Below are 13,888 nucleotides of genomic sequence, written 5' to 3'. Positions count from 1 at the left end.
TGATCGTGGCGATGGGCGCCTTCGTCCTCGTGCTGGCCCGGCAGAGCAAGCAGCGCACGGCCGACGCGCTCGCTGACGCGCTGGCCGACGCCCGCCAGGTCAACGAGCGGCTCGGCGGTCAGATCTACAACCTCAGCGGCAGTAACGAGGCGGCGAAGCAGGCGTTGGTCGACGCGTCCGAACGGCATCTCGCCGCCGGGTCACAGCTGGATCAGGCGCGCACGCCCACGCAGGCGCGGTTGGCGAAGCACACCGCGCTCGAAGGTTTGTACTACATCCGGGCCGCGCGCAGTGCGATGGGCATGGATCCCGGGCCCGAGGTGCCCGTTCTCGATGGGCAGGATGCTGCGGGCAAGGTCACTGAGCAGCGGGTAATCGAGCATGAGGGGCGGGAGATCGCGGCCTCGCCGAATCCCTCGTCGGCGACACCGAATTACTACCCGGGTGGGCGGGTGGCTGGGCGGCCGGTGCCCGCGGGTTGGTACTCCGAGCCGTGGTGGAAGCCCGCGTTGGTCGGCGGGGCCTGGGGGATCGGGTCGGCGCTGCTGTTCTCCTCGCTGTTCTCCGGGATGGCCGGGGTCGGGTACGACGCGCAAGGGTTCGAGAGTGGGTACGGCGACGGGTATCAGGACGGGTTGGCCGCCGGAGACAGTGGGTTCGAGGCGGGTGGCGACAGCGGCGCGGTCGACTCCGGTGGGTACGAGTCCGGCGGTGACACAGGCGGATTCGATGGGGGTTGGGACAGCGGCGGGTTCGATAGCAGTGGTGGGTTCGATGGTGGTGGTGGGTTCGACGGTGGGAGCTTCTGAGACCCGTTGGCGAACTGACGGCAAATTCGCTGCGCGAGCGAGTAGTACGGCTAGCCCCACCCTCGTTCGACCTGCCTCCCCGGTTGCCACCGCGCCGAGCCATGGTGAACGGTGGACGAATGACCATGCAGCGCAAGCGAACCGCAGCCCTCGCCGCCGCACTGGTGGCCGTCGGCACGATCACGGGCTGCTCCGCGGACATACCGTCCGCCGCTGACTTTCCGTCCGGCTTCTGGCAGGTCGACGACTACGGCAGCGTGCTTTCCGTGCACGCCGACGCGCTCGAGTCCTACCAGCTGACCGCGCTCAGCTGCCTGAAGGACGACACCGCAGTACGTTCCGGAAGTCAGGGCCGTTACGTCACCGAAGGCAAGGACGTGCTCACCCTGCGTCCCGGCGACAGCCCTGACCGGGCCACGCTGCACATCGACGGATCGCCCGGAGACCGCACGCTACGCCGTCTCTCCGCCTTACCGCTGTCGTGCACCAGCTCGGTCGTGCCCGCCGCCTTCGATGTCTTCTGGCAGACCTTTCAGGAGCACTACCCTTTCTTCGCGGCGAAAGGCGTTGACTGGCAGCAGGTTCGAGAGAAGTTCCGCGAGCGCGCCACCCGGGCCGAGCAGCGCGGCGATGATGACGCGCTCTTCTCGGCGCTGCGGGACATGGTCGCGCCACTGCACGACGCACACGTGGTCGTGTCGGCAGGCGACGGGAGGTTCTTCGGCACGGTCCGGCCGGGAACGACCATCCCCAGTCCGCAACTCGACCAACAGGTCAAGGAGTACGTCCAGCGCCGCGATCTCCAGCAGCATCCACTGACCGAATACGCCAACGGCCGCATCGGCTACGCCGACCTACCCGGCCAGAACTACGGCTACCTGCGGCTCTCCGCGTTCAGCGGCTACACCACCGAACGGACCTTCGCCGCCGACAGCGCCGAACTCGACCGCGCCCTGGACGCGATCTTCACCGAGGACCGACGCATCCGGCTCCAAGGACTCATCCTGGACCTGCGGATCAACGGCGGCGGCTCGGACAGCCTCGGCCTGCAACTGGCCGCCCGGCTCACCGACCGCCCGTACTTCGCCTACGCCAAGAAGACCCGCACCATCGGACCCCAGCCGCAGCGCGTCGAACCCGCGCACGGGGCGTACGCAGGCCCCGTCGCGATCCTGACCGGCGGCTCCACGGTCAGCGCCGGCGAGACCTTCACTCAGGCGATGCTCGAACGCCCCTCGCGCACAACACGAATCGGGCAACCGACGCAGGGCGTGTTCTCCGATGTCATGCAGCGCAAGCTGCCCGGCGCCGGCCACGAGCACTGGTGGTTCGGCGTGCCGAACGAGCAATTCCTGACCTCCGACGACCGCACCTTCGATGGCACCGGCGTCCCACCCGAACTGACCGAGCCGGTCTTCACCGAAGAAGAGTTCGCCCTGAACCGTGACTCCGCCTTCGATCGCGCGGTCAGCTGGCTGACCAGCGGCTCTTGACGGTTCGAGCAAACTGTCTGAGACTGTTGACGTCGGGAATCCGAATCGACTGGCGGCAACTGGTCGAGCGAGCATCGGGAGAGCTCATGACGCTGACCACCGCCGACATCCCAGTCGAGGACTTCCGGACGCGATCCCTGCGCTGGGCCAAGGAATGCTACGAGTGGTCCAGAGTCCCGTTCCTGCCCTCGGGCGAGCGAGTCGGCCGAGTCTACGACGTAGTCGGCCCGCGAAACCTGTTCGGCGAGGACTCCCTGTTCATCAATCTCGGCTACTGGCGCGACAACCCGGCCACCCTCGACGAGGCGAGCCGCGACCTGGCGCGCCTGGTCGCCCGCGAGGCCGAACTCGGCCCCGGCGACATCCAGCTCGACGTCGGCTTCGGCTACGGCGACCAGGACTTCCTCTGGGCCCAGGAATTCGAGCCCGAGCAGATCATCGGTGTCAACATCGCCGTCGAACAGATCGAGATCGCCACCAGACGCGCCGCCGAACTCGGCCTGGCCCACCGCATCCGCTACCAGTACGGCTCAGCAATCGACCTCCCCTGCCCAGACCAGTCCTGCACCAAGGTGACCGCCCTTGAGTCAGCCTTCCACTTCCCCTCGTACCCAAAGTTTTTCGCCGAGGCCCACCGCGTCCTCCGCCCCGGCGGCAAACTCGTCACCGCCGACATAGTCCCCCGCACAACCCCCACCACCCGNCCCCCATCAACTCGACTCGTGTCACTGATAGACAACAACATGAGACCTCCACCTTACTTTTCTGTGGCAGCCGCAGATGCGTAGAAGAGACAGCCGAAATCCTGCGCCGGCGCCAACAGATGAACCTGACCGACCACCCCAGCCCCCTACCCAAAACCGACATCTTCGACCTCCACCACTACCGCCGCGCCCTGACCGCCGCAGGCTTCAGCAACGCCACCACCTACTCCATCCGCCGCCACGTCTACACCCACCTCGCCGCCTACCTCACCAAACGCCTCCGCGACCCCGACATGCGCCGCGTAAACCCAGCCCTCCGCCTAGCCTTCAGCCACCCCGCCCTAACCCTCTGGGGCCCCTGGGCCGACTACATCATCGCCGTCGGCACCAAGTCCCCCTGAATCCGTTTCGGTCCTAGCCGCATCCACCCGGTAGACTCCCCGACGTCCCGGTGCAAACCGCGCCAGCCCTCGTAGCTCAGGGGATAGAGCACCGCTCTCCTAAAGCGGGTGTCGCAGGTTCGAATCCTGCCGAGGGCACAAGCTCCACGGGGCCCGACTACCGCACCCGGTTGGGTATGCAGCAGCGAAACCAGTAGGTGCGCTGTCCAGCTTCCCGGCCACGTTGGTCAGTCTTGTCACTCACTCCGTATACGCGCCCAGGCATCTCGAACCACGGACAGCGCGCCGGTCGTGCCATGTTGCCGTCTTCCCTGCAACGAAAGCCGGCAATGTGGGCACGAGAAGTTCGGCTGGTGGCACGTCGCTGTATCGCTGCTCGAGGTCGCGGAGTTCAGTTGGCCATGCCGGTCTGCCACGTGCTGACAGCAGCTGGATCTTGACGGAGACGCCGGATGCGGCGCGAAGGTGGGCGGATCCGGTATCCGGGATATCCGTCAATGACGGTGCCCATTCCAACCGACCGTAGCTTCGTGCGACCGATCGCGGCAAAGCGGCGTCGAGTTCGGATACCAGTGACGATCGGTTGTCCAGCGCGACCAGATCGATGTCTTCGCTGAGCCTGCCGCTCGTCAGATGTGTACGGGCAAGAGCAGTTCCACCGATAAATGTGAGTTGTTCGCCGAATCCTCGGCTGATCGCGGCCAGCAGGTGGGAGATCAGATGGTCGCGTTCGATCTGCTCTGGGGAACTCCGAATTGAGCTGCGACCCTGTCATGTTCATCGATGCTCATGCCCCACCCAACTTTCCGCACGTCGTAGCGCCGCAACCCGCCGCTGGTCTGTTGCGAGCTGTGCAAGTCTCGCCAAATCACTCCGGTGATAAAGCGTCTCGATCGCCGGACGAACCTCGATCTCGGCATTGCCCAGTTCCGGACGCCGGGCAAGATCGAGCACTGTCTGCTCCGGCGTCGTGACCAGCACCTGGCCCAGCGGTGTTTCGACACGCTCCGCGTCCAGCGCTTCGGTATCCCGGCGGACGAACCGGACTTGCGCCGCACGATCAGTCAGCGCGATCGACCGGTGCTGACCCGGAACCGCGACAACCGCGGTCGCCAGCGCACGAGGTACGGCTCCCAGCACGCGGGCTGCGCTGATTCCCATGACAATGGTGCGATCCGGCCCGTAAATCGATGAGGCAATACCTGCGGCGGCTGGCTCGAGTTCGGGCAGCCAGGTCCGACCGACATAGTCCAGCGGGACGATGATGTAGTAGCCATGAGCAACGCGGTGCAACACGCCCCGATCGACGAGCCGCGCGACCTCGGGCCGCGGTTGGGCGTAGATGCCAGCCAAGTCCTGCGGCCGCAGGGTTCGCAGCGGTGCCCGCCAGAGCTCACTGGGCAGGACGATGCCGCGATGTTCAGCCACCAGCGCCACCTCCCTAAGAGTATGCAAATAGTTGGCTATAACCCAACTAACTGCATACTACTGGATTGGTGGCAGTTGCTCATCGGCATGGTTGCCTGCCCACGTAAGCACTTACGCTGCGGCCCGCTAGGACGAAATGATTTTTGATGACCAGCTGCACAGCAAGAAGAGGCTGGCCTACGACGACTGATGGAAGCGCCCCACCGGGGGCATCGCGAAGGGGCGATCTGTTCGTATCCGATCGAACTGTCGTCAGTCGCCTTCCTTCTCTTCGTTTCTGTCCTCGGATATCGGTTCCGCGGCGCGCCCGAGGCGTATGGACGATTCCGGGTGCGTCGCTCTGTACCGGGCTATTACGCCGTCGATTTCTGCTTGCTGGCGGGGCCGTTCGGTTTCCGCCCTCAGTTCCTCGGCGATGCGCGTCATGGTCTCGACGTCGGCGCGGCGGGCTTCTCTGAGAATCGCTTCGACCTTGGCAAACTCCGCCGATTCGAGTTGGCCGCGCCACGGCAGCCAAGACAATCCGTTCATTGTCGTGCTCCCGGCCGTCGTAGCTTCCCGGACTTCTCCAGCGCCGCCAAGGCCGCTTGCTTTTGCCTGCACTGCACGGAATCGCTGTGCAAGTGGATTTGCGAGAGCTGGTGCGCCTGTTCGGCGGTGAGCGGTCCAGGGTCGAAACCGCAGTGGTCGTAGTACGGGTAGGCGTTCGGATCGTCGGAGCCGTTCTCGAAACGGACAGCCGTCCGCACGGTGTCGAAATCGACGTTCATCCAGCCACAGCCATCGGTAAGTCCGGCCGGATGAAGCCGGACGGAATCGCGAATTCCGGGTGCGGGTTCAAGCTCAGCCGGTACATGACACGGTCGCCGGTGAAGGCCGTCCGGCCGTGCAGCCAGCGATGGTTGTGCAACACGTAGCCTTCGCCGGGCTCGAGGCCGAATAGGATCGTGTGCCGCTTGATCGCTGCGGCGAGCACGGGCAGGTAGCGCATGATGTCCGGCGAGTACTTGACCAGCCCATCGGTGCGATACCGAATCCGTATCCGTCCACCCTGAGCAGGCTCGAAGATCGAGCCGAGATGACCGCTTGCGCCGCCGAAAAGGGCTATGCGGGAGCGGCTTAGAGCATCCAGGACGTCAGGGTCGCAGGCCGCCAAATCGGCGTAGACGGCGCGCCCGTCTACTGCGGTGCAGTAGCCGCCCGTCACGCTCTTCTGCTCACAAACCACCAGGAGAAGGGCAGGCGGTTCCGTGACGCCCGAGCGGTCCGTATGTGGGGGAAGAGGCCCGGTGCCGAACCCCTCGAAACCAACCTTCGACGCGAGGGGACCGCGATCTCGAAGGGTCGTCACTCCATCCTTGTCGCTGTCACGGTGGGCGATGATGCACCCCAATGAGGCACCCAGTGTCACGAATTGCGTTCGGGTGCTGATTCTTTCGATGGGGGCGAAGCCGTCGGCGGCGAGCTTGGCCGCGACCGCTGCTGCCCAATCCTGCTGCAAGTCAACCAACATGGGATAACGGTGCGCTGGCGTTGCTGGTGCGTCCACTGACAGATCGTCAACCACTAACCAGCGGTCTGTCCGCCATCTCCGGTGTTAGCGTCACGGTATGACTGCATCCGATTACGTACCGCACAGGTATTCGGTTTCGATCAAGGGTGTTGTAGTCCGCGACGGCCGCGTGCTGCTGCTGAAAAACGAACGCGACGAATGGGAGCTGCCGGGCGGGCGGGTCGAGCCGGATGAAACTCCCGAAGAGTGTGTAGCCCGCGAGATCAGCGAGGAAACGCAGTGGCCGGTGACCACGGGGCCGATTCTGGACTCATGGATCTACTACATCAATCAGGTCGAGCGCCACGTATTCATCGTGACCTACGGCTGCTACCCGGACACCGACACCGAACCTGTTTTGTCCCATGAACATAAAGAGGTCGGGTTGTTCCGTGAGGACGAAATCGCGGGACTGAACATGCCCGACGGATACAAGCGTTCGATCATGACATGGTTTTCCCAGCTTCGGGCATCGGAGAACGTCTAGGAGATATCCGTGAACGGCGGCAGGTGTCAGGCATGCGGCGTCAGCGTCACTCGCTACGCAAGTGATTATGTGTGTCCAACCTGCGCCGCGAACAACTCAGGAGGCAGCGCGGTCGTTCGTGCCTCCCCTATCGTGTCGGCCATCTGGCTGTGGGCTGCTCCGGACGCGGCGGCAGCGATAGCAAATCGCGACCTGCCAACGATCCTGCGGGCGTATCGCCGCATCAACGGTCTGAACCAAATCGCGATGGCCGATCTCCTCGGCTACGACAAGTCGTACGTGTCGATGATCGAAACCGGCCGCCGGACCATCACGGACGTGGCCTCACGTCGCCACATCGCAGCACGTCTCGGCTTGCCCACGCACATACTTGGTGTCACCGACATCGATGATGCGGAGTTCCACGCGATGCTTCAGTTCGGCGATAGCACGGTCCGTCTTGCTGAGATCGCCCGACAGGCCGGGCACGCAGTCGAAGCCGTCAATGAACTCTGGCCCCTCGTCGCCCGTCTGGAAGCTCGGGCGGCCGAAGGGAATATGGAGCGGGACAGTCTCATTCTGCTCGCCCAAGCACGGGTGGCGCTCGGCGTCTCCCTCGGCACGGTCCTTCCCGAGGAACGCCTGTCATCCGCAGCCCGGTGGACTGGTCAGGCAGTGAAAATCGCTGCCCAACTCGGTGATTCGACGTTCTATGCGCATACGCTCCGCATGCACGGCAATGAGTTGCGTAAGGCGGACCATGTCGGCGCGGCCGTGGCACGGCTGACGCAGTCGCTCGCGCTCGCGACCACGCCAGCAGATCAAGGCACTTCGCTGGCATTCCTGTGCCGCGCCGCTGGTGAACTCGGCGACTGCGAACGATTCGACCGCGCCTTGTTCGAATATCGCAGCCTGCTGGAACGAAATACGGGCAGCGGCCTACTATTCCAGCCGTTCACGCTGCGCGAGATCGAGCTCCGTGGCTTGCTGGGGACCGGTCGCGTGGTCGAAGCCGGTCGACTCGTCAACATCACCGTTGGAACGCCTTCTGCCCCGCAGTGGCACATAATCGAACGAGTGACTACGGGTGAGGTACTGTCAGCAATCGGCGAAAGCCACAGTGCTGTAGGAGCTTTCACCGAGGCGATCGCGGCCGCCGAGCAACATCGCCTGCCACATCAGATCCAGCGGACCATCCGGGCGTCGATCAAATCCGGCATGGTGGATCTGGCCGACGAAGCACGTGCGGCACTCGGGCGAACTCGCTCGCTGTTGGCGACACAGCACGGCCCGTGACCGCGCCGTACAACCACACATCCAAACCGGGGACCTTGTTGCGGGCCATCGAGCTACCGTCCCTCGACAGTGACCCGACGGAACTTGGGCACCACAACGGTTTCGTAGCCGCACTCCGACAGCGCACGAATGGCGGTTTCCATGTTGACCGCGCCTCCTCGTTCCAACCGCGACACAGTCATCCTGGTGACGCCGAGCCGCTCGGCAAGATCTGCTTGGTTCAGGCCTCGCTGCTCCCGAGCTCGGCGAACTGCCTGGCCGAACTCGCCCGAGGTGACAGCTCTAGCAAAATCCATATATCGATCATGACCCACGTACACCGAAGTGATCCATATAACGATCAATCACGCCGAGGGGCCTTGAAGATCGATATATGAATCATCACCTTCGGCTTGGTGTTTGTTATCGCGCCGCCAACTTGCTTCGAGGTGGCGGTGTTTTCCACGAATCGGTCGGTGGGGTCAGCGGGTCAACAGGGTGCGGATGGCTTGGGTGACGGTGGCGGGGGATTCTTCGGCCATGAAGTGGCCGGAGGTGACGGTGGTGTGGGTGAGGTTGGGGGCCCAGGGTTTCCAGAGGGCGGGGGCGTCGAAGCCTAGGGCGGCGCCCCAGTCTTGTTGGAGGACGGTTACCGGCATGCGGAGGTGGTTGCCGGTGGTGCGGTCGGTGCGGTCGTGGTCTAGGTCGATGGTGGCGGAGGCTCGGTAGTCGGCGACGATGCTGGGGATGGCGGCGGCGGAGGCGGTGAGGTAGGCGGCGCGGATTTCGGGTGGGATGGCGGCGGGGTCGTGGGTCCAGGTGTCCAGGAAGTAGGAGAAGAAGAGGTCGGGGGTGGCGGCGATCATTTTCTCGGGGAGGCCGGGGGGTTGGGCCATGAGGTAGAGGTGGAAGCCGACGGCGGCGGTTACGCCGTGCATGACGTCCCACATGTCGAGGGTGGGGAGGACGTCGAGTGAGGCTAGGTGGGTGATGGTGTCGGGGTGGTCGAGGCCGGCGCGGATGGCGACGAGGGCGCCGCGGTCGTGGCCGGCGAGGGCGAAGCGATCGTGGCCGAGGGTGCGGGCGACGGTGACTATGTCGGCGGCCATGGTGCGCTTCGAGTAGGTGGTGCCGTCGGAGTCGGCGGGCTTGTCGCTGTCGCCGTAACCGCGCAGGTCAGGGCAGATGACGGTGTGGTCGGCGGCGAGGTCGGCGGCGACGTGGCGCCACATCAGGTGGGTTTGCGGGAAACCGTGCAGCAGCACGATGGGGCTGCCCGAGCCGCCTACCGCGACATTGAGTTCGACCTGGTCGGCGACGGCGATCCGCTGGTAGTCGAATCCGGTAATCTTCGGTGCCATGAGGTGTCCTTCCGATGTTCGTTGGTGACGTTGGACAGTCTTTTCTCGCGCACTCAGCAACTGGTCAGCAGCGACTGAGTACGGCGTCGGCGGGCGCGTGGCGCAGCTGAACTTCGGTGTTCTCGGCCCGATCGGCGCCGAGCGCGCCGGGACGCCACTGCCGCTGAAGGGGCCGAAGCATCGCGCGGTGCTCGCACGGTTGCTCGTCGCGCGGGGACGCATGGTCACGGTGGATCAGTTGATCGACGACCTGTGGGAACGGCCGCCGAGCGGTGCGGTCGGCGCGATCCAGACGTTCGTCGCCGAGCTGCGACGGGTGCTGGAACCTGACCGCGCACCACGTACACCGGCACAGGTGCTGGTGACCGTCACGCCGGGATACGCGTTGCGCACCGAGCCGGATGCGGTCGATGCGGACCGATTCGAGACCGCCGTCGCGCGGACAACGGAACTGCTTGCCGCGAAACACTTCGAGCGTGCATTGACGATGGCCGACGTGGCGGCCGCATTGTGGCGCGGACCTGCCTATGCGGAATTCGCCGAACAGGGTTGGGCGCGTGCCGAAGTCGACCGGCTCGACGGGCTGCGCCTGCTGGCCGTCGAACATCGTGCCACCGCGCTGATCGAGCTCGCGCGGCCCGCCGAAGCCGAATCGGCGCTGAATGCGTTGCTCGCCGAACATCCTTTGCGCGAACACGCTTGGCAGCTGCTCGCTGTCGCGCTCTATCGCTCCGGTAGGCAGAGTGACGCGCTTGCCGCCTTGCGCCGCATCCGTCACCTGCTGCGAACCGAGTTGGGCACCGACCCCGGTCCGGAACTCCAGCGGGTGGAGGCGGACATCCTGGCGCACGCGCCGCATCTGCTTTCCTCGGCCGTACCCGCCGGAACATCCTCGCCCGGCAAGGATTTCGTCGGTCGTCGGCAGGAGTTCGCCGCCATCCAACACGTTGCGAACGAAGTTGCCCGGCACGGCCGCACCCGGTTGGTGCTGCTGGCGGGTGAAGCGGGAGCCGGTAAAAGCGCTCTCGCCGAAGAGGTTTCGTCCGTATTGACCGCCGATGGCTGGATCGTCGCGCGCGGCGAGAGTCCGGCCGACCTCGGCGTTCCACCCGGCTGGGCCTGGGCCAGGATCCTCGCGGCACTGACCTCCGCAGGGGCAGCACACGAGCGTCCTCCAGCGAATAGCGACGAACGACCGAACAACGAAGCCGCACCCACAGATCCGGTCGAGGCGCGCTTCCTGTTCCACCGTGCCGCAGCCGACTATCTCGCGTCGGTGGCGCAACGCGCACCGGCCCTGCTGGTCTTCGACGACATACACAACGCCGGTTCGGAAACCCTGGACCTGCTCTCCGTGCTCGTAACCGGCGGTATCACTGCCCCGGTACTGATACTGGCGACGTACCGCAGCACCGACATCACCACCGAACTCACCGCCGCACTGGCCAAAATGGCTCCCGCAGAGCCGGTTCGCGTGTATCTCAGCGGCCTGCCCGAAAACGACACCGTCGCCCTGGTGCGCGCGATCGCCGGACCGGATATCGCCGAGCGCGACGGCCACCGAATTCACCGGCGCGGCAACGGTAATCCGTTCTTCGTTCGCGAGCTGGCCCGGCTGCTCCGCGACGAGGGGTCCGACGCACTCGACACCATCCCGGCGGGCGTCCGCGAGGTCATCCGGCATCGTTTGGCGATGCTGCCGCAGTCCGCGCAGACCCTCGTCCAGCAGGCGGCGGTACTCGGCGAGGAAGTCGACCGCGAGATCCTCATCGAGCTCGCGGGCGACACGGCCCGCGCCCTCGACGACCTCGAGATTTCGCTGACAGCAGGGCTGTTCACCGAATCGCCGGACGAATCACTGCGATTCACCCACGCACTGGTGCGCGACACCGTGTACCGCGACATCAGCGGTCCGCGCCGGGCCGGCTGGCATGGCGAGATCGGCGAGCTACTCGAAAAGGTCGGCATCGCAGATGTTTCCGTCTTGGCACATCATTTCGTCCGCGCGAACAGCCGGGCCACTGCGGCGAGCGCAGGCCGTTACGCCGGTGCCGCGGCGGTCGCGGCGGAACGCGGCTTCGCACTCGCCGAGGCAGTGCGGCAATGGCGCGCAGCCCTCGAAGCCTTCGACCGGATGCCCCGGCCCGATCCGGCCGCGCGACTCGACACGATCACCGGACTCGCTCGGACGCTCGCGGTCACCGGCAACCTGGCCGAGGCGAGGCACTACCGCGGGCTGGCCATCACACAGGCCGGACAGTGGGCCGATCCGGTACAGGCCGCGCGAGTGATCAGCGCTTTCGATGTCCCTGCCATCTGGACCACCAACGACGACCCCGCCCTCGCGCGCGACATCGTCACCGCCGCCGAGCGCGTCCTCGCGATCCTGCCCGCCGGACAGCGTGAGCTGCGCGCCAGGCTGTGCACGACGGTTGCCCTCGAACTGCGCGGCGCAGACGACGACCGCGGTCTACGTGCCGCCGAAGAAGCCGAGGCGATCGCCAGGGAGCTCAACGATCCCGCCCTGCTGGCATTCGCCCTCAACGGCCGTTTCATGCATACCTTCCAGCGCACCGGCCTGAGTGCGGAACGCGCTCGCCTCAGCGACGAACTCACCGCTGTCGCACGACGGTATCGGCTGGTCACCTTCGAAGTGCTCGGCAACTTGATCAGCATCCAATCAACCTGCGCTACAGCCGATCTCGAATCAGCAGACGTACACGCGGCCGCGGCCGACCAGCTGGCCACCGAATACGAGCTACCGATGGTCGGCGTCTTCACCCACTGGTACGCCGCGCTCCGGACCGCACTCACCAGCAGCTACCACGCTGCCGAGACCGCTTACCGCACCGCCGCCAGGAAGCTCACCGGCAGCGGCATGCCCGGCGTCGAACAGGGCCTCCTCCCCCTCGCACTGCTGTGCCTGCGGCTCCAGCACCGGCTGCCGCCCGGTGACGACGCAACGGCCTGGGGGCCGTACGAACCATGGGTACGCCCGATCATCTTGTTGCACAAAGGACTTCGCACCGAAGCCGCCGCCGCCTTACAAGAAGTCCCCGACTCTCCACGCGACCTGCTGCTGGAACTACGCACCTGCCTCGTCGCCCGCGCCGCCCACGCCCTCGGCGACACATCGACCATGCAGCGCTGCTACGACCAACTCCGCCCGGCCGCAACCGAACTCGCCGGCGCGGGCAGCGGCCTGATCACCCTCGAACCGGTCGCTTACTACCTGGCCGAACTGGCCACCGCCCTCGGCAACCCGGAAGCCGCCGCAACGCACCAGCAGCAAGCCCGCACCCTCGCCCGCCGAACCCACTCGACCCATCTCATCGACGCCGTCACCGCGCCGCTGAGCCCGAGGTGAGCACGTCGTCACTTGCTCGACGCACGACCATACGACTTACTTCGACGACCGAGAACCGCAGGAGCCCAACCTTGCTCGACTGATGCCGACGACTCACGGAGTGAGCAGAAGATCCTGCTCGACAGGCGGTTTCCCGGAATGCCAAGGCACCACCTGACCAAAGCGAACCAGCTCTCCATACAGCGCTGGATCAACGCCCGGAGTCAACGCCAGATCGAGCACCGCGCGGGCCGCCTCGGCCGGAGTCTGCGCATGACTGAAATCGCTGAACCACGGCCGCGATGTCGCGGTATCGACCATGCCGGGGCACACCGCGGCGACCAAAGTGCCACTGGCCAAGTCACTATCGCGACGCTCAGCGGCCACCGCGCGCACAGCGGCAACCTGAGCCACCTTCGATGGCACGTTCAGCCAACGCGGCCAACCGACCTCCTGCGCGGTCTTCGAATGTATTGCGCTGCGCCACGATTCAACGGCCTCCTCGACCTGATCGAGAGTGGCACCGTCGAACAGTGGACGCAGTCGCTCAGGCAAGTGCCCCAGCGCACCCAATGTGCTTGCCACCACGAGCAATCGCCCACCGGGCCGCAGGATCGGGCCGAAGCTACGCAGGACGGCATGCGTCGCGGTGTTGGAGACATCGATGAATTCATCGGCCATCGCCGACTGGGACCGATCGGGGGTGAGCCGAGTGATGGCGTTGGAGAACACGAGGTCCACTCCGCCGTAGCTGTCCCACAGCTCCGTGGCGAAGTCAGCGATGCCCGCAGTTTCGGCGACATCGAGCACCCGTCCCTGCACCTGGCTCCGAGTGCCGGAAGCCGCCGCAACCTCGGCCGCGGCATCCGCGACTCGCTGCGCATTGCGTCCGGTCAGCAACACCAGATCAGCCGGGTCCAGCCGGGCCGCCAGCCCTTCGGCCAGCGCCCGCCCCAAACCTTGATTCGCCCCGGTCACCAGGGCAATACGTGCCACATTCATGACTCCAAACTAGGAACGCCGCAACCATGAGTCCAACGAAAGTCAGGCACA

General features: G+C 65.5%; 13 protein-coding genes, 1 tRNA gene and 1 pseudogene. 7 read left to right on the top strand and 8 right to left on the bottom strand.

The genetic code is table 11. The annotated features are described in order from the left end of the window. Positions 1-11: 11 nt before the first annotated feature. The 4 genes and pseudogenes from DBO33_RS05755 (at position 12) to DBO33_RS05735 (ending at position 3,545) form a co-directional block, all read left to right on the top strand. On the top strand, positions 12-809 hold the full coding sequence (locus tag DBO33_RS05755; RefSeq protein ID WP_407670599.1) for a DUF1542 domain-containing protein: 798 nt from the start codon (positions 12-14) through the stop codon (positions 807-809). Positions 810-928: 119 nt separating this feature from the next. Then, on the top strand, positions 929-2,302 hold the full coding sequence (locus tag DBO33_RS05750) for a S41 family peptidase (protein ID WP_107660012.1): 1,374 nt from the start codon (positions 929-931) through the stop codon (positions 2,300-2,302). A gap of 86 nt (positions 2,303-2,388) precedes the next feature. After that, positions 2,389-3,407, top strand: a pseudogene (locus DBO33_RS44650) (SAM-dependent methyltransferase). 65 nt (positions 3,408-3,472) lie between these two features. Continuing rightward, positions 3,473-3,545: transfer RNA gene (locus tag DBO33_RS05735), tRNA-Arg, on the top strand. Positions 3,546-3,647: 102 nt separating this feature from the next. Here the strand turns inward: DBO33_RS05735 and DBO33_RS05730 are convergent. The 5 genes from DBO33_RS05730 to DBO33_RS05710 all read right to left on the bottom strand — a co-directional run bounded on the left by DBO33_RS05730 (position 3,648) and on the right by DBO33_RS05710 (position 6,348). Further along, on the bottom strand, positions 3,648-4,070 hold the full coding sequence (locus DBO33_RS05730) for a nucleotidyl transferase AbiEii/AbiGii toxin family protein (RefSeq protein ID WP_325050793.1): 423 nt from the start codon (positions 4,068-4,070) through the stop codon (positions 3,648-3,650). Between the two features lie 114 nt (positions 4,071-4,184). Then, a complete protein-coding gene (locus DBO33_RS05725; RefSeq protein ID WP_407670481.1) occupies positions 4,185-4,844 on the bottom strand; it encodes a type IV toxin-antitoxin system AbiEi family antitoxin domain-containing protein in 660 nt (219 codons plus the stop codon). Between the two features lie 243 nt (positions 4,845-5,087). Next, a complete protein-coding gene (locus DBO33_RS05720) occupies positions 5,088-5,366 on the bottom strand; it encodes a hypothetical protein (RefSeq protein ID WP_107654090.1) in 279 nt (92 codons plus the stop codon). After that, complete coding sequence (locus DBO33_RS05715) at positions 5,363-5,605, bottom strand: hypothetical protein (RefSeq protein WP_107654089.1); 243 nt, start codon at positions 5,603-5,605, stop codon at positions 5,363-5,365. Before DBO33_RS05715 ends, DBO33_RS05720 begins: the two co-directional genes overlap by 4 nt. Then, a complete protein-coding gene (locus DBO33_RS05710; RefSeq protein WP_107654088.1) occupies positions 5,602-6,348 on the bottom strand; it encodes a TauD/TfdA family dioxygenase in 747 nt (248 codons plus the stop codon). The genes DBO33_RS05715 and DBO33_RS05710 overlap by 4 nt, the downstream gene beginning before the upstream one ends. Before the next feature lie 97 nt (positions 6,349-6,445). Here DBO33_RS05710 and DBO33_RS05705 point away from each other — a divergent pair, with 97 nt between their 5' ends. Both DBO33_RS05705 and DBO33_RS05700 read left to right on the top strand, forming a co-directional pair. Next, entirely contained in the window at positions 6,446-6,874 is a 429-nt protein-coding gene (locus DBO33_RS05705; RefSeq protein WP_107654087.1) for an NUDIX hydrolase, read from the top strand. Between the two features lie 9 nt (positions 6,875-6,883). Then, positions 6,884-8,149, top strand: a complete 1,266-nt coding sequence (locus DBO33_RS05700) for a helix-turn-helix domain-containing protein (RefSeq protein WP_107654086.1) — start codon at positions 6,884-6,886, stop codon at positions 8,147-8,149. Between the two features lie 53 nt (positions 8,150-8,202). Here the strand turns inward: DBO33_RS05700 and DBO33_RS05695 are convergent, their stop codons facing one another. Then, entirely contained in the window at positions 8,203-8,445 is a 243-nt protein-coding gene (locus DBO33_RS05695) for a helix-turn-helix transcriptional regulator (protein ID WP_107654085.1), read from the bottom strand. Between the two features lie 165 nt (positions 8,446-8,610). After that, the gene (locus tag DBO33_RS05690) at positions 8,611-9,489 is read right to left on the bottom strand and encodes an alpha/beta fold hydrolase (RefSeq protein ID WP_107654084.1); all 879 of its coding nucleotides are present in this window, start codon (positions 9,487-9,489) and stop codon (positions 8,611-8,613) included. A gap of 97 nt (positions 9,490-9,586) precedes the next feature. On the opposite strand from DBO33_RS05690, the gene DBO33_RS05685 reads away from it, so the two are divergent. Continuing rightward, positions 9,587-12,856, top strand: a complete 3,270-nt coding sequence (locus DBO33_RS05685; protein WP_199856537.1) for an AfsR/SARP family transcriptional regulator — start codon at positions 9,587-9,589, stop codon at positions 12,854-12,856. Between the two features lie 93 nt (positions 12,857-12,949). Here DBO33_RS05685 and DBO33_RS05680 read toward each other — a convergent pair whose 3' ends face one another. Further along, a complete protein-coding gene (locus tag DBO33_RS05680; RefSeq protein WP_107654083.1) occupies positions 12,950-13,837 on the bottom strand; it encodes an SDR family NAD(P)-dependent oxidoreductase in 888 nt (295 codons plus the stop codon). Positions 13,838-13,888 lie beyond the last annotated feature (51 nt).

It is taken from the genome of Nocardia suismassiliense (assembly GCF_900269665.1).
Taxonomy (GTDB): Bacteria; Actinomycetota; Actinomycetes; order Mycobacteriales; family Mycobacteriaceae; genus Nocardia; species Nocardia suismassiliense.
This window is presented reverse-complemented; position numbering and strand designations above follow the sequence as displayed.

What these genes read in the sequence shown, in the direction of transcription:
- DBO33_RS05715 (WP_107654089.1), bottom strand. Translation starts at nt 5,605, where the DNA reads ATGAACGTCGATTTCGACACCGTGCGGACGGCTGTCCGTTTCGAGAAC.
- DBO33_RS05720 (WP_107654090.1), bottom strand. Translation starts at nt 5,366, where the DNA reads ATGAACGGATTGTCTTGGCTGCCGTGGCGCGGCCAACTCGAATCGGCG.
- DBO33_RS05705 (WP_107654087.1), top strand. Translation starts at nt 6,446, where the DNA reads ATGACTGCATCCGATTACGTACCGCACAGGTATTCGGTTTCGATCAAG.
- DBO33_RS05710 (WP_107654088.1), bottom strand. Translation starts at nt 6,348, where the DNA reads ATGTTGGTTGACTTGCAGCAGGATTGGGCAGCAGCGGTCGCGGCCAAG.
- DBO33_RS05750 (WP_107660012.1), top strand. Translation starts at nt 929, where the DNA reads ATGACCATGCAGCGCAAGCGAACCGCAGCCCTCGCCGCCGCACTGGTG.
- DBO33_RS05690 (WP_107654084.1), bottom strand. Translation starts at nt 9,489, where the DNA reads ATGGCACCGAAGATTACCGGATTCGACTACCAGCGGATCGCCGTCGCC.
- DBO33_RS05755 (WP_407670599.1), top strand. Translation starts at nt 12, where the DNA reads ATGGGCGCCTTCGTCCTCGTGCTGGCCCGGCAGAGCAAGCAGCGCACG.
- DBO33_RS05695 (WP_107654085.1), bottom strand. Translation starts at nt 8,445, where the DNA reads ATGGATTTTGCTAGAGCTGTCACCTCGGGCGAGTTCGGCCAGGCAGTT.
- DBO33_RS05680 (WP_107654083.1), bottom strand. Translation starts at nt 13,837, where the DNA reads ATGAATGTGGCACGTATTGCCCTGGTGACCGGGGCGAATCAAGGTTTG.